This window comes from Micromonospora sp. U56 (assembly GCF_018070095.1).
Lineage (GTDB): Bacteria > Actinomycetota > Actinomycetes > Mycobacteriales > Micromonosporaceae > Micromonospora > Micromonospora purpureochromogenes.
In genome coordinates, this window is sequence record NZ_JAGPYL010000088.1 from 1 (window position 1) to 18,192 (window position 18,192).

The 18,192-nt window shown below is 66.0% G+C and carries 12 protein-coding genes and 1 pseudogene; 5 read left to right on the top strand and 8 right to left on the bottom strand.

The genetic code is table 11. The features are described 5' to 3' along the window. Positions 1 to 134 precede the first annotated feature (134 nt). The 3 genes from KBX37_RS24665 to KBX37_RS34785 form a co-directional block, all read right to left on the bottom strand. Positions 135 to 374: a hypothetical protein gene (locus KBX37_RS24665; RefSeq protein WP_247658818.1), complete on the bottom strand. Its 240-nt coding sequence runs from the start codon at positions 372 to 374 to the stop codon at positions 135 to 137. A 454-nt stretch (positions 375 to 828) separates the two neighbouring features. Continuing rightward, a complete protein-coding gene (locus tag KBX37_RS35470) occupies positions 829 to 1,368 on the bottom strand; it encodes a transposase (RefSeq protein ID WP_305798120.1) in 540 nt (179 codons plus the stop codon). Between the two features lie 49 nt (positions 1,369 to 1,417). Continuing rightward, on the bottom strand, positions 1,418 to 1,753 hold the full coding sequence (locus tag KBX37_RS34785; protein ID WP_307849186.1) for a transposase: 336 nt from the start codon (positions 1,751 to 1,753) through the stop codon (positions 1,418 to 1,420). Positions 1,754 to 2,447: 694 nt separating this feature from the next. Here KBX37_RS34785 and KBX37_RS24675 point away from each other — a divergent pair. Continuing rightward, a complete protein-coding gene (locus KBX37_RS24675; RefSeq protein ID WP_210778286.1) occupies positions 2,448 to 4,109 on the top strand; it encodes a hypothetical protein in 1,662 nt (553 codons plus the stop codon). A gap of 344 nt (positions 4,110 to 4,453) precedes the next feature. Here the strand turns inward: KBX37_RS24675 and KBX37_RS24680 are convergent, their stop codons facing one another. From KBX37_RS24680 to KBX37_RS24690, 3 genes and pseudogenes are all read right to left on the bottom strand, one after another. Next, complete coding sequence (locus tag KBX37_RS24680) at positions 4,454 to 7,951, bottom strand: DEAD/DEAH box helicase (RefSeq protein WP_210778287.1); 3,498 nt, start codon at positions 7,949 to 7,951, stop codon at positions 4,454 to 4,456. Beyond that, positions 7,941 to 8,564, bottom strand: coding sequence for a DUF1837 domain-containing protein (locus KBX37_RS24685; protein WP_210778288.1), 624 nt, complete (start codon positions 8,562 to 8,564; stop codon positions 7,941 to 7,943). Before KBX37_RS24685 ends, KBX37_RS24680 begins: the two co-directional genes overlap by 11 nt. Positions 8,565 to 9,138: 574 nt before the next feature. Then, a pseudogene (locus tag KBX37_RS24690) lies at positions 9,139 to 9,915 on the bottom strand (transposase family protein). A 365-nt stretch (positions 9,916 to 10,280) separates the two neighbouring features. On the opposite strand from KBX37_RS24690, the gene KBX37_RS24695 reads away from it, so the two are divergent. From KBX37_RS24695 to KBX37_RS24710, 4 genes are all read left to right on the top strand, one after another. Then, positions 10,281 to 10,898, top strand: coding sequence for a hypothetical protein (locus tag KBX37_RS24695; RefSeq protein ID WP_247658820.1), 618 nt, complete (start codon positions 10,281 to 10,283; stop codon positions 10,896 to 10,898). Further along, the gene (locus tag KBX37_RS24700; protein ID WP_210778289.1) at positions 10,895 to 12,934 is read left to right on the top strand and encodes an ATP-binding protein; all 2,040 of its coding nucleotides are present in this window, start codon (positions 10,895 to 10,897) and stop codon (positions 12,932 to 12,934) included. The genes KBX37_RS24695 and KBX37_RS24700 overlap by 4 nt, the downstream gene beginning before the upstream one ends. A gap of 33 nt (positions 12,935 to 12,967) precedes the next feature. Next, positions 12,968 to 15,025, top strand: coding sequence for a hypothetical protein (locus KBX37_RS24705; protein ID WP_210778290.1), 2,058 nt, complete (start codon positions 12,968 to 12,970; stop codon positions 15,023 to 15,025). Positions 15,026 to 15,123: 98 nt separating this feature from the next. Beyond that, on the top strand, positions 15,124 to 16,179 hold the full coding sequence (locus tag KBX37_RS24710; RefSeq protein WP_210778291.1) for a hypothetical protein: 1,056 nt from the start codon (positions 15,124 to 15,126) through the stop codon (positions 16,177 to 16,179). An 833-nt stretch (positions 16,180 to 17,012) separates the two neighbouring features. Here KBX37_RS24710 and KBX37_RS24715 read toward each other — a convergent pair. Together KBX37_RS24715 and KBX37_RS24720 are read right to left on the bottom strand one after the other, a co-directional pair. Continuing rightward, positions 17,013 to 17,210: a hypothetical protein gene (locus tag KBX37_RS24715; RefSeq protein WP_210778292.1), complete on the bottom strand. Its 198-nt coding sequence runs from the start codon at positions 17,208 to 17,210 to the stop codon at positions 17,013 to 17,015. A gap of 114 nt (positions 17,211 to 17,324) precedes the next feature. Then, positions 17,325 to 18,104: a TauD/TfdA family dioxygenase gene (locus KBX37_RS24720; RefSeq protein WP_210778293.1), complete on the bottom strand. Its 780-nt coding sequence runs from the start codon at positions 18,102 to 18,104 to the stop codon at positions 17,325 to 17,327. Positions 18,105 to 18,192: the final 88 nt, after the last annotated feature.

The window sequence follows — 18,192 nt, forward strand, 5'->3', positions numbered from 1 at the left end:
GCCGGCCGCCGGCGCTGGACCATGCGCTGGAAAGCACCCCTGAACGCGTTCCAGATCGCCTTCGAGGGCCGGCTCACCCCGGCCAACCACTGACCACCTCAACAACCAAGATCAGCCGTTAACTTGACACTCCCTCATCCGTCGTCGTCGACGTTGATAGCGAAGGGCCAGAGGAGAGAGGCCAGGGCGCAGGCGGCGACGAGGAAGAAAGCCGCGCCGACGTACTTGAAGGGTCCGGTGTTGGTGAAGGCAGAGTTCGGGTCCGCGTCGGAGTACCGGGCCGCGCCCCAGCCGCTGGCACCGATGAAGGCCACGAACAGGTAGTTCCTGCGCACTTTCGCCGTGTCCCGGCGCAGCCGCACTCCTCCATCCACCGCCTCATGATGCACCGGCGCGCACAACTTGAGGACTGGATGAGGACTGCTGCAGTTTGGACGAGCGTGCTCAAGCGGTCGTGATGCCAGAAACGCCTGCGGACGGTGCCCGGCCCGTTGCGTCTCGTGCCCGCTGCAAGCCACGGTTTGCTGGCCCACGGATGGCCCATGCCGGCCTCCGGATTAGAAGAAGATCGCAGATGGCTGGTCAGGCCGTCGCGCCCCTGTTCAGCCCGTCCGTGGTTGTCGGACGTCGTCGGCCACCGCCGCCGTCCTTGGCTTTACGGATGGCTGTACGCGCTGAGCACCGTCCGAAGGCAACCAGCGTTGCGTCTGATGGCACGCCGACCTGCGCAAGCGGTCCGGTCGCCAATTGTGGCAGTCGTCTACCGTCAACCCGTGACCATCAGTGACGAGGACTTGGCAGCGATCCGCCGACGGCCGGCGTACCGGGTCAAGTCCCCGGGAGTGGTGTTTCGCGGTTGAGGCGTGATTCTTCGTTGCGGTTCAGGCGGTGAGTGCTGCTGGGCTGTCGTGGGTTGGCGGTGTGGTGCGGGCTTTGGGCGTGGTTGGCGCCGCGGTCGCCTCCTCGGTGGAGGCGGTGGCGGCGCACCCGGCCGGAGCTGGCGGGGATGGGTGCTGCGCCGCATAGGTGGGCCAGGGCGGCTTCGGAGTGGAGTCGGTCGGGGTTGTCGCCGGCGGTGGTGAGCAGCTGGGCAGCGACGTCGGGGCCGACGCCGAACAGGGCGCTGGTGCGGGGCGCTGCCTGCGTGACGATGGGTGCCACCTGTCGGTCGAGGGTGGTGATCTCGTCGGTGAGGGCGGTGACCCGGCGGGCGAGTCCGGCAAGGGCGGCGGCGGTGGCGTGCTCCGGCTCGTGAAGTTTGGCCGGGTCGTAGGTCAGGCTGGTGCAACGGTTGACCAGCGTGGCGGCGCTGAGCTTGGTCAGGTGGGCTCGCAGGGCCTCGGGGGCTGCGGCGACCAGGCCGCGCATCTGATTCAAGGCGGCGGTGCGGGCCTTGACCGCTCCTCGACGGGCGACCCTAAGGGCGCGGATGGCCTCGACCGGTCCGGTGCGGGTTTTCGGGGTGCCCATGGCGGTGCCGGCGAGGGTCGCGCGGGCGGCGGCGATGGCAATCGATCGGATCGGACTTGCCCTTGGCGCGGCGGGCGCGGCGGTCCGGCCGGTCCACCTCCACGACTGTCACCTTCTTGCTGGTCAGGTAGCGGGCCAGGCCGGCGCCGTAGCTGCCGGTGCCCTCCACACCCACGGCCGATACCCGCCCGATCGAGCGGATCCAGGCCAGCAGATCCGCGTAGCCGGCGGTGGTCGAGGGGAACTCGGCGCCGCCTAGGAGCCCGCCGGTGCTGTCGATCACGGCGGCGTGGTGCGTGTCCCGGCGGGTGTCGACGCCACCGATAACTGATCGCTTCTTGGCTGCCATGCTGGTGAGGTCCGCCCTTCTCGTCTGCGTCGAGATCCGTGGACACGTCACCGGTCAGGCCGTACGGACAACACAGTGGTGGGCGCCTCTCGCACAGGCTCCTATCAGGTCACGACGCCTGACCGGTGACATGCAGCTGCCGGGGCCACCGAGCCGGCCGACGAATCGGGATGAGGACAGCAACCGTCGGTCTGCCGGTGAGTCAGACCAACCCGGCGACCCACCCCACCATCCTCACTGTCTCCCGCCGACCCACGCTCCGTGGAGTGGGCCAGGGCCAGGGTGCCAAGGTGGAGCGCCCTGACGGACGAACGACCTTGGCACCCTGGCCCTGGTCTGCTCGGCTTGCCTGGGTCGGTGGCTGGCGGAATGGCATTCCACCACCCACGAACCGGAACCGTTCGGCAACTCCATCTCGGAGTCGTCTGGCCCCCGCCGGAGGCATGCCCTTTATTGGCCGGTGCGCCGGCCGATGCCGGCGCTTGCGCCGCCAACAGGCCGAGCGCGGCCGGCGCGGCCCGCTTGGGGCCGCCTTGATTCTTAAGAGGTCAATTCGGCAAGCTGCTCTAACTGGGCCTAACTGGCTCTAACTGGCTCCTGGCTCGGCGTCGAGGGGGAAGCAATGCCATTGAACAGGGTCAACTGGGACAATCTGGACCCAGCTACTTTCGAAGAAATTTGCTCCGTCCTGGTGAGCCGTCTCCACCCCAACGTCCAGCGTATTGATGGGGCCGGCGGCGACGGCGGGAGAGACGTTCAAGTGCCCGCCGAAAGCGGTCCAATCATCTTCGAGATGAAGAGCTTCACAGGCCGGTTGGGCGCGGCTCGCCGTCAACAGGTGAGGAATTCACTGAGGAATGCAGCCAACCATAGCCCTTCGGTATGGAATCTGGTTGTGCCAATCGACCCCACCCCAAACGAAATAGAGTGGTTCGACACGCTTGCGGCCGCCTATTCCTTTGAGTGCCACTGGCTAGGGCTCACGTGGTTGAACGACCACATGGCGTCCCATCCTGACATTTACCGGCACTACCTAGACGGCACCAACGACGAAGTCGTCGAGGTGCTAAGGGAGCTCGCACAGGAGCAGGCTGCGCTGACAAGAGGCGTGCCCGATGCTCTAGATAGAATGAAGGTACTCTCCACTCGTGCCAATCAGCTCGATCCGCACTACTCCTTTGGTCTAGCCGTTGACAAAGATGGAGTGACCTCCGTATCGGTGTGGCCCAAGTACGTCGGGGCAGAACATGAAAGACCTATCAAAGTTAATGCCTCCTTTGCTTTTCCGGATTCAGACGAGGGTAGGGCGGCGGCGGCCGCGTTGCGGAAGACGTTTGACTACGGTACTCCCTCCATTGTCGTCAGCGAGTTCGTGAAGCGGTTAGAAGTCGATATGCCGGCCGGTCTGGGAGGTAGCTTTTCCGGCGGCGAAATCCGCCTAGGCCCGGCAGCGACAGAAGCCACCGGCTTCACCGCACAGTGGCGAATCCTCGACGAGAGCGGTCGTGCGGTCGGCCAGCTACACCTCGTGCCGAAGAGCAGGAACGTCGGTGCCAGGGGTGCCGATTTGAGGCTAACGGATGCCACTCAAACGGTGGAGGTTGCACTACGTCTCGACGCGGGGGATATGAAGATCAAGGCACACTTTAGCTACAACCGTCCAGTGAATGCGCTCCCGAGCACGGTGTTGCCGGTCTTGCAATTCATGTCCCAGGTTCGCCCTCCTCACTCTGCCGTACTGCTAATTGACGGAAAAGAAGCGAGCCCGCCTACGCCAATTGACAAAGCGATTGCGCCAGGGATTGATGAGCATCTCGCCCTGGTCCGCGCACTGGACGATATCCAACGCGCCACAGGCATATACTTTCCGATCCCCGAGTCATTCACTGACGAAGAGCTGGGCAGCATCGCGAGCGCCCGCCGCCTACTGGCAGGCGAAAGCGTTCAGAGCACGTTGTCAAGCATGACCATCAAGGTCCCGGCAGGGGAACTGGCTTCTGTCCGGGCGGCAATAGAAAGTGGACCTGGTCCACTTGTCGCCGAGGCAGAGCTGACAGTCCGGATTGCGGGCCAAGAGATACCGCTCGGACTGACACGGCAGACTACGCCCAACGTCGTAGTTCAGTCATGGCCAGAACTGCCAGCGGACTTCGACCCTACTGAGTTTGTGGATGTAACGCTTACCCCTGGCGGGAATAGCAGTCTCACGACCGTCTTAATTGGGGAACGATCGTTCGATACGCCGCATGACTCGGGTAAGGTCGGAGGGCCCGACCAAGAGCTGCCCTAATACTCCAACGTCACTTGGCTTCGGCGTTGGGCGTGGCGTGGGTATGAGGACGGCCACCGCGTTGATCATCGATGGTTTGTGAGGACAACCGAAGATCGTGCGGTGGCCGCGGGCCACAGCGTAGACAGTGATCGGTGGCGGGTCATCCTGAACGAGGCGGTGACGCATGTCGCTGGCCGGTTCGTGCGGGCGGAGCCACGTCGGAGCGCCGGGCAGTTCGTGGAGGGGCTGCTGTCGGGCGTGGAACGTAAGACCTGCTGGTCGTTGGCGGAGCGGCAGCGCGGTTCACTGCTTCAAGACAGACGGCGGTTAGAGCAGATGCCTGTCGGCGTACGGGTTCTGTGTTAACGCTTGTCGTCCGGGAGTAGGTCGCCTGGGCCGCGATAACGCAGGCGGATCCCGGTGTCAGTGCGGTGTCGCCGAGCACGCAAGACGCCTTGCCGCTCGCGATCAAGGTGAATGGCTGCTTCGCCGAGCAGGTCGAAGCCCGTGGACCAGATCTCGATCTTGTCTGGGCCGGCGTCAGTCACGCGCAGCCACGTGTCCGGGTCCGGCGCCTCCCCGTACCAGGTGACATTCTGCAAGTCCTCGGTTTGGCGGCTCCATCGACGCGAGCGTCGCGTCCGCGACGGATTCACGAATGCTTCCCAGGCTGACCGGGACTCGGGTGTCGGCCAGTCCTCGCTGAGCGCGTACGCGGGGTCGAGGTCGTCGATCCACTGCCGCATTCCAACCGTGGAGTCGAATGTGGCGCCGGTGTTCGTGACCGCCGATATTGCTGCAAGACGGTGGTCGAAGCCGGAGCGGATGAGGATCGAGGCAGCCCGGTTGAACGTTCCCGTCTCGATGGCGGTGACCGCAGTGCCCAACAAGGCGTCGGCGTCGGCGTTATTTTGGGCGGCCTCGTAGACCTTGGCGGCCTCCATTCCCCAGACTAACCGGTAGATCACGTCGGACTCGATGAACTGCGCTACCTCGACGCGGTCGCCGACGACGTTGCTGAGGGCAGACCCGCGGACCCAGTGCCGCAAGACGTTCTGCCAGTTGCCGAGCTTCGTCTCAGGTTCGAAGACTTCGACCGCGAACACCGTCTCGGCGATCGCCAGGAGCAGGTCGGCGGCCGACTCGTAATCTCCTTCGAGGATGGCGGTCTCGGCCTGGCCCGCCAAGGCGATGATGTGTCCGGACATCTGGGAGAGTTCGGTCCCGGCGTCTGCCCCTAGCCCAGCCAGGAACCAGCCGCGACGCTGGGAGGGCGTGGCTGTCCGCCACAGGTGCCTGGTCCGGCTGTAGACGAGTTCCCGTACGGCGGCCGCTGACCGACTGTTCTCAAAGCGGCGGAGTTGACGTTCCCACAGCGAATCGCGCAGGGCATCGGCGACGATCTGTGTCGCGGCGTCAGCGACAATGTCCTGGTCGCCGTCCCCGACGATGCTCAGGATCCCGATGTCGAGCAGCGCGAGGTTCTCCTGCCAACTCTCAGCTGCGGCAGCGCGCCTCTCGTCGGTCTCGTGAGACACGACGGGCAGGGACCAGTCCGGCCCGCCGGTGACGTACGCGAGTAGGGGCTCAACCGAAGTGAGCCCCTGTGAGGCGTACATCCTTTGCAGCAGGGCGACACCGATTTCGATGAGTCCGGACCGCAATGCCTTGCCGCCGTCGCCTTGCGTAAGTTCGAGCCATTCCCGCCGACGTGCCTGGGTGGGCTCGAAGATGGGGTAAAGAACAAGCCCCTCGGTATCGACGAATGCGCGGCCTGCTCGCCCGATCACGTTCGCGAACTCGGACCCCTTGAGTAGGTCCCTGCCGCGCCGAAGCCCGTGGAATAGGACCGCCGAGGCGGACAGGTTCAATCCTTGGGCGAGGGTCGGTGAGGCAATGGTGACCTTCAGGCTGCCCCGCTGGAGGAGTCGCTCGACCTCGCGCCGGAAAGGCCCGGGTAGTGCTCCGTGGTGGATGGCCACGCCCAGCTCAAGACACCCCAGGATGGGGTGGTCGGCGCCGAACCACTCGGCGCCCACGGCAAGCGCGTCACTCAGGTCCACGTCAGGCGGAAGCACGGAGGAAACGAGACCTTGCTCGTGGAGCTTGATGATGGCGCCGGCGTACGGCTCCACCCAGTTCCGCTGGGGGCAGAAGACCAGGACGGTCTGGCCTTCCTCGACCAGACGCCACACTGTGGCGATAACGTGTTCGCGCTGGCTGGCCGGGAACATCTTTCGGCGCCGGCCGCCCGGCTTCTTCGTCTCGAAGTAGCGGGGAATGAAAGGCTGATCAGGTCCGAGAGTGATAGTCAGCCGTGCGTGATCTTTGCGCCACTCGACGAGACCGAAGCGCTGTTCCGTTGGCCGCCAGGACTCGCGGTGCAGGCCGTCCGGCTCGTCGTCGGTGATCCATGCGACGAAGTCGTCGAGTTCGCTCCCGGAGGGAAATACGGCCGAGAGGCACAGGATGCGGCGGGTCGCGGCGTCTGTACGACGTAGCAGCCGTTGGATCTGGGCTTCGTAACGGACCTCACGCTCAGAGGCTCCGATCATGTGCCCCTCGTCTAGGACGACGAGGCCGACGTCATCCAGCACGGACGGGTCGGATCGAAGCGCGAAATCCAGCTTCTCCGGGGTCGCCACGACGATCTCGCTGGATCGCAGGGTGTCCTCGTCGACGTCGCTTGTCCCCATGCTCCCGTAGAGAGAGGAGACGCGGATTCCCAGCGGCGAGAAGGTCCTCGCGAGAATGTGCTCGGTCTGGGCGGACAAGGCGCGCAGCGGGGTGACGTAGACCGTCCGTCGATGTTGCGCGAGACACGCCAAGATCGACAGCTCGGCGATTCGGGTTTTCCCCGCGCTGGTCGGCAGCGCGACGACGAGATCCCGCTGGTCCTGGAAGATCCGGTCGACGACGTGCAACTGCGAGGGCCACAGGTCGATCTCGGAGCGTTCACGCGCCAGCAGCGACGCGACAAAGGTGCGCCGGAGAAAACGCCACCGTTCGACGCGCTCAGCAGCCCCGGGCGGTGGTTCGTCCGGGATGTTGGTCTCGAGGCTGGTGTCGAACAGGTCCCCCAGGAGAAGCCGGGTAAGGCGGTAGACCCACCACGGTCCGGGGGCACTCACGTCCGAGGACGCCTGCTCACCGAGCCGAAGCTCTTCAAGAGCAACATCGAGCAGATCTCGACGGCCGATCTCGATCGAGAACAAGGCGGCCGAGACCGCCGAAAGGTAGCTTTCACTCAGGAGTAAGACAACGGGGCCGACCTGGTCCGAAGCAGTCTCGTCGTCCGCCTCGCCGTTTGCCGCGGTGAAGGCCGCGAGCAGAGCTTCATCCGAGACCTGAGGCGAGGACCGCAGCGACTGAGTCCGCTGCTCGATGGAGCTCAAGTCGCGCGTCAGAAGGTCCGCCAGCGTCAGCTCCATCGGAGTCAGCCAGCCCGATCCCTGGCTCGCCTGGATCAGCGAAAACGCCCGTGCAGCATAGCCACCGAGATGGCTGGCCGCGCCGGCGACCAGCCCGTGAAAGACGAGATCCGCTCCTGGCGCCGCATTCCGGATGGCGGCCTCAATGGCGTAGGAACTCTGAATGAACCCACGGCTCGCGAGGGTGATCTGCCCGGTCACGTCATCGGCCGAGGCTTCTAACAAGTCGAGGCTGGTGGACAGCATGGCATACCCGTAGTGGAGCAAGTCGGCGTCCAGGAAGGGACTGAACTGGGGCGCGTCCGGCGGCAAGACGCCAGCGCGGCGAATCATCGATTGGGCTTGCCCTTGGGCCAGTAGACGCCCGCGGAAGCCGGCATCCGTGGCCGCCCTCAGGTTTTCCGCCAGTTCTGGCGCCTCACGGGCCACCCGCGGTCACCTTCTCGTAGGCCTCCTTGATGAACGCCTGGTGGCCTTGAACTCGAAGCGTGATCGTCAGTTGCGGCACGCGGCCCGAATACCCCTGCAGATCCGCCGTCACGCACTTACTTGGGTCGCTGCTCGTGAAGAGGAACATCAGGTGACCAACGCGGTCAGGACGAACACCGTCCAAGAGCTGCATGTCGTACACGGCGTCGCCAACATCGCTGTCAGCCGTGGACAGGAGCCGTTCGGCGAACTGGGCAAGCGAGTGCGGCGACGGCAACTCATTGTTGCGCGCCAGTCCCTCGCGAGCCTCCGTGACGGTGCGCTTGTCTAGTTTGACGCGGCTCTTGGCCTCCGCCTTGGCGATGTAGGGCTTCCCGTCGGGGTCGAGCTTCGCCCCGAGCACATCGTCCCCGCGCATCGCCCACTCTTGATGATCGCGCTGGATGAGCCGGCTCGGACCGACCACATACCCGCCCTCTTCGTGGAGGTAGGCCGTCGCAAGGATCTCGCCCATGTCCCCCGAACGAGCGATTGCAGTGGCGGGCAGCTTGGTGCTGAGAAACCTCGCCACGGCATCCTTTCCCAGCCGCTCCGCGATCCGCACGAGCGACACGGACTCAGCGTATGCGTTCGGCAGACCGGCGGCGAGGGTGGAAACTCCCGTAGTGTCGTCGTACGACTCGAGAACTCTGGCGCTGTGGCCAGCAATGCGTACGGGCGTCCCGAGGGTGCACCAGCTCCTAAAGTCAGCCATGTCCGCCCGCTCACGCGTCCTTCCCTGGATCAGGTGTTCGCTGGACGAACTGTACCCAGACCTGGTTGCGCTGCGGCACGATGTCGCTGCGCGAAATCCACTTCGGAGGCTGCGGGCGCCGTCCAACATCACGCTCCGTAGTCAATCAACTCTAAGCGTGTCTACCGTCTTGTCTGCGGGCTGCCCGCGTGCGCCCGCTGTTGTCGATGGTTGCTGTGTACTTGCTGGCGTACGCGGCTCTGCATTGGATCTCGTACGCCGATACTGCCCGAGTCGAGCGCCGACTACGGCTGGGAATGACACCCTGGAGAACCTCTTCCCGGACGACGACTACGCCGGACTGATGGCCCACCGCGGCAAGCTCACCGCTAAGGATCTCACTAAGGGTCGTCTCGTAACTCGGTGAAGGCGTTGCCCGGCGCCGGACTGACGGTCAGCCGGCGAGGGCGATGTTGTGGAGGTGGGCGATGCCCGAAGCGGCGTCGGTCAATGTGCGGGCGGCGCGCCGGTAGTCGCGCAAGATCTTCCAGCACTTCATCCTGGCCAGGGCGTGTTCGACCTGAGCCCGGACGGTGGTGCTGCTTGTTCAGGTCGGCTTTCCAGTTGGGTAGCTCGCTGCCGTCGGCGGGCTTGCGGTACGGGATGATCACTTCGGGGTTGCCGCGGTAGCCGCCGTCGGCCATGACCGGCCGCCCGTTCAGTTTCTGGTCGATGCCGCTGCTGCGGTAGACGATGGTGTCGTTGCGGTTGCCCGGCTGCGGGTCGCCGACGGCGATGACCAGGCGGGTGCTGGCGTCGATGGCGACCTGCAGGTTGGTGGAGTAGCGGTAGTTCTTGCTCGGGGCGGCCAGGCGGTGGTCCCGGGTCGGGATCAGGGTGCCGTCGACGATGGCGATCTGGTCGACCGCCCGCCGACGCACGGGGCGAGGGCCAGCAGCGGTGCGAGGGTGTCGATGACCCGGTGGGCGGCGGAGTGCGAGACGCCGAACAGCGGGCCGATCTGGCGCATGGTCAGGTTGGTACGCCAGTACGTGGCCACCAGCAGCACCCGATCCGGCAGGTCCAGGGCCAACTGCCGGCCCGGCCGGCCGTCAGCGATGGCGTCACCGCCTCGTTCGGCGACCAGGCGGACCAGCAGCCGGAACTGGGCCGGCTGCAGACCGGTGACCGGGAAGATCAGCTCCGGGCGGGCTGCGGTGATCACCTGCACCCAGGCATCCTCGATGATTGTCCTTATCGGACAAGCACCGGGGTCACGAGACATCCTCTAGCCTGTTCAAACGGTTCGACAACATTGCCGAAGCGCGCGTACCCGGCAACTGCCTGACGGCAGGGTAGCGGTCACGGACGGCGCGGCGCCCCGCCAGCGCCTTGCGCCGTGCCCGTCCGGCGGAGCGACACGGCGCCTGCCCATCCAGCCCTCGCTGACCTCCCCCAGTCGACCAGGGGCGCCGTACGCACGGACCACGAACACCGCCAAGCGCGGTCTAGGCACCGACCAATCGATCGGCTACGTTTCGATCCATGGCAGCTACGGGGGGTGATGGGGACCCGTTCTTCGATGCTGTCCGAATCTTGCTGCTCCTCGATGCCGCTGTCCAGCCGATCCCCCGGGATCGTGCCCAGTTCGCGCCGGAGACTGCGGTAGGGGTGCTCAACACTCAGACACTGCTGCAGAAGCTCGACTTCTGGCTTCGGTATCCCGACTACCTGGCGGACGAGTTGCTCAATGAGTTCGAGCGCAGTCGAGAGCCGGTGCTGTTGGAGTTCGCGGGCCGGATTCTGGACTCGGAGGAGCCAGAGCTGCGGGCGATCCCCATGCTGCGGTACAAGTTCGGCGCTTACGAGCCGTTGGACATGGCGATGAGCATCTTGGCCACCAGTGGCTTGGTGGTTGTCCGCTCGACGCGAACCGAGACACGTGTACGTCAGCATCACTACTACCTGACCCAGCGGGGGCGGGAGACGGCCCGGTCGGCGGTGACCGATTTTCCGCAGCTGGGCTGGTATGGGCAGCGTACAAGGCTGGTGGTCGCGCTGGCGCAGGGCACTGGGATGAGCGGGACGGCGCTACGCCGCCGGCAGTACCTGCAGCATGACTACGCGGGCACCGGCATCGGCGACGAGTTCGCCTCGATCGCCGACCGGGCGCGGCAGCGACTCGACGCGCTAAAGGCAGCAGCGGAGGTGTGAGCGAGATGGTGGACGGCCTACCCAGCGAAAGCGACCTCTTGACCTCGATCGCCACCGAGGCGGAGGTCTCCGAGGATGTCGCGAGCGAGGTGCTCGCCGAGGCCGACGTCAGCCTGACACGGCCTCTACCGGCGCACCGGAGTCTGGTGGCGCACCGGCTCTACGTGTCCGGCGTGAAGTCCGGCACCGAGAACGGCACCGACGGGCCATTCGAGCGGGACATCCCTCTAGGGCCGGGTGCCTGGGCGGTGGCCAGTCGCAACAACTCCGCCGGCAAGTCCAGCCTGATGTGGGCGTTGACCTGGGCGCTGCGGGGTGATCAGGACGATCTCTATCTGCGCACGGATACTCGACGGTGGTTCCGTTACATCCGGGTGGACGTGGAGGTGTCGGGCGTGCCGGTATCCTTCCGGATCCGGCAGGACGAGCATGGACTGTGCGAGGGGGTCCTGCTGACCGCCGACGTCATCGGCCAGCTCACCGGTCTTGACGGCGAGTCGCAGAGTGGTCCGGGCGTGCGCGTGGTCGAGACGGTCGAGAGCCCGGACGCCTACACGGCGATGGTGGGTCGGTTCATGATGCAGAGGCTGGGGCTACGTCCGTTGCAACTGTTCAGCAGCGACGCTGGTGGGCTGGATGAAGCCGGTGAGCGGGATGGCTCGGTCCAGGTGCATGGCTGGCCAGCCTACTTCTCGGTTATCGCGCTCGCGTCCGCCAGCGACTCAATCCTGTTCGGCCGAACCGCGATCGGTCAGCTCCCGACCCGGTTTATGCAGGTATTCCTCGATGTCCCGTTCACGACCGACTGGATGGCAGCGGACATTTCCGCGAAGGACTCCCGACAGACCACTCGACATGTGATCCGGCGGTCCAAGGCTGACGCTGCGGCCCGCGAGCAGCGGTGGCAGCCCTTGCAAGAGGAACTGGCAAGGGCCCGGACACATTTGGAACAGGTACGGGCGGCCCGGCCGGACCTGCCGGCCCGGATCGCCGCCGTTGAGGACACGTCGCGGGCGTTGCTGGTCCTCAAGACACGACTGGGTCGCGCCAGGGCCACCGCCGAAGAAGCCAGGCAAGCGCGCATTCAAGATGAGCGCTCCATGCGCCGAGCGTCGGAGTCGGCCGCTGCCCGTAGCTTGTTCGCCGCACTGGATCCCCACGCTTGCCCGCGCTGCGAGGCCAGCATCAGCGACGAACGGCGAAGTCGGGAAGACAGTCACCACCGGTGCGCGGTCTGTGCGAATCCGTTGCAGGTCGAGAGCGTCGACGAGGACGAACGCGAGGCGGTGCAGAGCGGGCTACGAAAGCGGTTGGCTGCGTCACAAGACGCGGAGCGGGCAGCGAAGAGGGTGGTCACGGCCCTCGAACGCCAGCTCGCTGAGGCACAGGCAGCAGCCGGGAGCGCGGTCGCAGCCGCCGAGCAAGAACAGGGCCAGGCTGCCTACCTTGCGGAGCTGCGAGACGCAGAGGCGCATGTCGCGCGACTGACCGGCGCGCTCGATGTCGTGTCGCAGCTCGGGCAGACGCCGACGGTCGACGATGCTGCCGAACGGGTCCTTGCCGCGGCTGCGGCGATCCTGAAGGACCTCGCGTCGTCCACCACGCGGGAATTGTTCGCCGAACTGAACCAGCAGATTGTCACGCTCGCTCGTGAGCTGGGGGTCACGAACCTGCGGTCGGTGAAGCTCGACCTCGCGGGCAAGGTCAACGCGATGAAATCCGACAACGCTAGGCCGACCTCGTTCTCCAAACTCAGCCCCGGAGAGCGGTTGCGCCTGCGTATCGCTGTGATCGTCAGTCTGATCCGGGTTGGCCGCAAGCACGGCATCCACTCACATCCCGGTTTGTTGGTTATCGACTCCCCGGCGGACGTCGAGATCGTCGAGGGAGATATGAAGATCCTCTTGGAACAGCTCCGGTCACTCGGGGAGGACGAGGGCCTTCAGGTCGTCATCGCCACGATGCATGAGGCGGTGTGGGACGTGTTCCCGGGGGAACGTCTGATCGTCGGGCCTGATGAGCAGCACCTGTTCTAGCGGGCAGGACTGGCAGGCAGAGGAGGTGGGCAGATGGTGGCGCAGCCAGCTGTCGCCGCCCTTCTGGCCTGGGCCGAGAATGCCGACCAGGCGTCCCTGACCACCGGGCCGAGCCCCGCCGATGTGGGTGGACGGGCGGCCGTCGCCGATGCGGCGAACGAACTCGCGGCCGGCCCATGGTTCATCTACCTGATCGATCTTGCCGGCAACGACGACGCCGAACCCGACCGAGACGATGCCAGGCGCCGGATCGACGGGGCCGTGATCGAAGGCTTCGCCGGTCACGACCGGCACTCTTCATACAGCAGCGCGGCCGCTCGCTTGCTGACCTACCCGCAGCTCGCCCAGCGACTTGGCCGGCCACTCGAGAAGGCGCTCCTCGCCCGAGCCGAAGCCGCAGCCGCGCCCGGCGTCGACCCCGCGCAGGCATCGATCGGTGCAACCGCCCTGGAAACCGTCCTCCACCTCAGCACGACCGGCGTGTGCAAGCCCTACCAACTCCTGACAGTGCTGACCGACCTGACCGACCGCATCGCCACCGCCCCCGTCGAGCTGTGTACCCGGCTACCCCGGGTGGTCGGCCTCGCCCACGAACACTTCGGCGACGACACACTCGTCACCCTCCTACAACAGCTCCTGTCCATCGCTGACGCTGAACCCGACGCCGGGTTCGAACTCGCCATGGCTGACCTCCGGCGCGCCCTCGACGCGTCCGACGAGGCAACCATCGTGCCGAGCCTGATGGACGCGCGCAAAGGCTTCGCCGCGGTAGAGGCCGCCGACGAAGACCGCCACGACGCCCAGGCATACGCCGCCGCCATTGATGCGATCATGGCCTTCCGCCAACCCGACACCACCCCGCTTCGCGACGCCGCCAACCGACTCCAAGCAGCCGTCACACAGCGCCACGCCTGGCTCGGCCGTACCTACTCCCCGCCCTGGAACTGGGCACGAGGTCAGGCAGAAATCGCCTGGCTGCAACTCGCGCAGACGCTCACCGCCGCAGCCCAGCCAGCACACGAATCCTGGTACTGCCACCCCAGTCAAGCCATCGCCGCGCTGCTCGACGCCTACCAGGCCGGCCGCAGCTTTATCGCGCACACCCAATCGCCCGGCACACCCCACGCCGTCGAAATCCTCGTCAAGCCCACCATCGAAGCCACGTTCGTCCGCGACACACACCGACTCACACTGCTCGACCACGCCCTCGAACACGACCCAGCATTCACGGACAACAAAGCTGCTCAGCGCCTTCACCAGGTCGTCCACGGCGGGCTGGACCGGTCAGTCGCAGGCAGCACCAATCCGGACCCGGGTGGTGGTGATCAGGGAAAAGCACCCACCCGCCTCACGGCGGTATTTCACCGGATGGGTCTCACCGACGCCCATGAACAACTGCGCCACCTACCCCCAGAGATACAAGATCGACTAGAAACACTGCTGTGGAACGAGGAAGTAGCACAAGCATCGACCGGCAACATCAAGGTCGAACGCAAGCTCCAGGAACTACTCACCGAACTCTCGACCGCCCCGGACTGGGCGATCCCAGAGATCGCGGGACCGTTCAAGATCCTCCTCCGGCAGACGCTGCTCTACCTCGACAGTCGCTTCGACATCGGGGGTGAAATGGGCGGCGACCGCACCGCGTTCCTTCGCGCCACCCCCGGCAGCCGCCCGGCGAAGGAACGCCCGATGCACCAAGACTACAAGGACTGGCTCGACCAGGGCCCTCTCTACAACCAGGTCAGATCCGAGGTCTTCGACCGAGGCGGTGGGCGAGCCGACGTCGTCGTCTACTTCCCGCACGCCAGCTTCAGCGTGGAGTGTAAACGCGAACAGGACGACGCCAGTAAAGACGGCCTACGCAGGTACGTCGGCCAAGCCAGCGCCTACACCCAGACAGACGCGGCCCTCGGCATCCTCCTGGTACTCGACCTCACCAACCACAGCGCCGGCACTCCCGATCTCTTCGCCAACGTCTGGGTCGAGCACGTGCAACGGAGCCCTGACGAAGAAGCCCGACGCATCGTCGTCGCGAGACTCCCGGTCAGGCCCACCCCATCCTCCACGCTCGCCCCGCCCCGCACGTAGCCATCTGTCGGGTAGCTTCCCTCGGCCGGGACGCGTCCAAGGCCAACTCGGCCTTCGCGGTACCCAAATTCATTGCCGGGGCGGCGATGATGGGCGTTATGGAAGATCGACGCCGCTTCGGTCAGAGTTTCGTGCAGAGGCACCGCGCCACCTACGGCAATCGAGCGCCGGAGCGGCGCCCGCTGACCTACGACATCGCGGTAGAGGACAACTTCGAACCCTGGCGGCAGTGGTACGAGGAGCAGCTGGCGCTGCTACCGCAGACGCAAGCCGACGAGCTCGCGGGCAAGCTATGGCTCGACAGGCACTTCTGGCCGGTGACGTTCGAACTCGCAGCCGGTGCTGCCATCCGCAGAGCGGGCTACACAGCCGTGTACGAGCGTGACCACGACGGATTGACGCCAGACTGGACCGCGGTGAATCCGGACGGCACGGCGGCGTTCATCCTCGAGGTTCACACCGACCAGCCGCCGACGAGGACCTTCGAACGCATCCGCGGGTGGAAGGCACTCGAGCAGCGGATCGCCACAATTCCTGTCGGGGTTGTACTCCGGCTCCACGACCGTAGGCCCGTCGCACCCGAGCCACCCGACGCGGGTACCGCGAAAAAGATCGTGCGTGAACTGAGAGCGCGCCTGCTTGACTCTCCCGGGACCGCGGTCATCCAGGCGCACGGCTACACGTTCACCGTCGTGGCAGGCCGTTTCGGCCCCATTGCTTCGGACCGCGGCCTGCGGGCGCAATTCGCCTCGCCCAGCGCCGTCGCTGGCCCAGTTGAGGCAAGCCGTCTCGCCCGAGCTGCCGACGCGAAGGTCAGCAGGTACGCGGCCATCGCGGAACGCTACGAAGTGCCGCTGGTCGTCGCGGTGGGAGCGCACCGCTTCACCCGGGTTGACCTCTCCGACGTCGACGACCTTCTCGCCGGGGCACCAACCATCAGCTTCCAGTTCAACCCGGGCGACACCTTCATTGGCAGCACAACGATCAACCTCGCACGTCCGCAGCGCTGGAAAATGCCGGCCGACCTCGCCTGCCTGCTCTGGCTACACAATCAACCTCCATTCGCCGCGACCGCCCGCCCGAACCCCGACGCGCGGCGCCCGCTGCCGCAGCAGCTACTTTTGGCGACGCCTGGCGGTGTCCACGGCGATTGATCTGCGCCGACGTCGGCGAGCCGGTCGGGCTCGTCCCACCAAGACGCCTTGTCCGCCGCGCAGCAGCACGTCCACGTCCTCGACCGTACGCAACCCACCAGCGCCGGGACATGGCGTACGAGTCTTCGACCCAAGCGGTATCCACCGAATCGATCTCAATGGCCCGTGTCACAGGCGGGTGAGTCGGTGGTCGAGGGCGGTGTGGCGGCTGGCGCCGACGGTACGGACGACGGCCGCGAGGGGGGCGGGGCTGCTTGGGTCACGTGGAGCAGGTCCAGGAGAGCGGGGTGCGGTCATCGCAGCCACCCCAGGAATCGGCGATGGAGCAGCCCAGCGGAGGCCCAGCCCATGTCCCGGCTCGCAGCAACCATGCAGGAGCCCATGTACAGGGCGAGGGAGATGGGAGCGCGCTCGAACTCGGCTCGCAGCTCGTGGCGTCGTGTGCGGCAGGGCCAGGGGGCACCGCACCCGGCGCAGGTCCAGATTGGCAGAACCGGTCCGTGCGTGGTCATGACGCCTCACCGGGCCGGTGCCCTCGCCTGATCGGTGTGCGGTGTCTCGACCGGCAGGGCAGCCCACCGCCGCAGCGGCGGTCTAGCTTGATTTTCCTCCGTGACCACACCGGCCGGTGTCTACGTTCCGGGGTCAGGGTGTAGGAGACGATCTGCTCAGCCGACATGGTCTCTGGTTGCCGCCGGCGGGTCTGCTGGAAGAAGGTCACGTCGCGCTCCTCCTGCTGGTGGTTTCCTGCTTTCGGCTCCTGGCAACGCTTTCGGGGCCGCGCTTGGCTGGCCGTTCGCGGGGACGTCGACCGGCGCGGAATCGCCCGACGGTTATGGACGTAGATTTCCCGGTTCGCGCATCGCGATCTGCTTGGCCGACTGTCTGCCGAGTGGCCGGGTGCATTCCGGGCAGCTGAGGGACGCTCCGCAGGTGCGGCACCATTGCAGCGAGCGCTTGAAGGTGAGCAGCCCGGCGAGGAATCCGAGCACAAGCGCCGCGCTGATGGCCGCGATCGAGGTCAGGTTCATGGCGTGCCTTTCCGGACGCCGGTGTCGGCATCGTTGATTCGGTCCCGTGCTGGGCGGGCGCAGCTGTGCCACCCGCATGAGGTGGGCGGGGTAGTGATGTGGTATTGACGAACGTCAGGTGGCCCACGGGGCCGGTTGCGGGGGCTCTGCTGGACGGAAACCGCTCGGCAGGGCGTAGGTGGGCAGCGGGTCACCGATGATGCGCAGCATCATGCGGTTGCCGTTGAACCGGGTTCTGCCGTGGAGCCAGCGATCGTTGAGCAGGATGTAGCCGTGGCCCTCACGTAGGTCAATTGGAATGGTGTGCTGATGGACAAGCGCGCGAAGTCGGTCGATAGAGGGCATGAGCATCGGCGCGAAGCGCGCAAGCTCGTCGAGGCGCAGCCGGACGGCTATCCTGCCCTCGGTCGTCTGTTCGAAGACCGCGCCAAGGTGGCCGGATCCTCCGCCGAAGTACGCGGATCGGGGCTGGGACAGCGCCGCGAGCATGGCGGGTTCGGTGCGGGCGATCTCGTCGTAGAGGTCGCGTCCGTCGACCAGATGACTGCGTCCACCGGTCTGCGCCGGTCGAAGACATGCCAGCATCAGGACGCGCGGTGGCCGGCATACGGCTGATCCTTCGGTGTGGGGCCAGAGTTCGCGGTCGGTGAAGCCCGCCACGCTGGTTCTTCCGTCGTTGGGCGCTGGCCGCTGGGCGATGGTGGTCACTCCGTCGGAGTCGCTGTCGCGGTGCGTGCGGATTTTGATCAATGACCGGGCTGTACAGAGCAGATCGTCGCGCTCGGCTCCGCCGTGGAAGATCGTGATGCCGTGCGTGGTGAGGCCACTCAGGATGCGAGCCGCGCTGCCCGGGTCGCATAGGTCGACGTGGGGCAGGTCATCGACGTCGCGCATCTGGTCACCTCCGGTGGATCGCGTTGTCGGCGTTCACCATGGCTGCACCTACCGCTTGGTTCAAGTGACGGATTGTCAACGCCGAGGC

Coding starts and splice junctions, on each gene's coding strand:
- KBX37_RS24715 (WP_210778292.1), bottom strand. CDS start 17,210: ATGAACCTGACCTCGATCGCGGCCATCAGCGCGGCGCTTGTGCTCGGA.
- KBX37_RS24705 (WP_210778290.1), top strand. CDS start 12,968: ATGGTGGCGCAGCCAGCTGTCGCCGCCCTTCTGGCCTGGGCCGAGAAT.
- KBX37_RS24720 (WP_210778293.1), bottom strand. CDS start 18,104: ATGCGCGACGTCGATGACCTGCCCCACGTCGACCTATGCGACCCGGGC.
- KBX37_RS35470 (WP_305798120.1), bottom strand. CDS start 1,368: ATGCGCGGCCTGGTCGCCGCAGCCCCCGAGGCCCTGCGAGCCCACCTG.
- KBX37_RS24710 (WP_210778291.1), top strand. CDS start 15,124: ATGGAAGATCGACGCCGCTTCGGTCAGAGTTTCGTGCAGAGGCACCGC.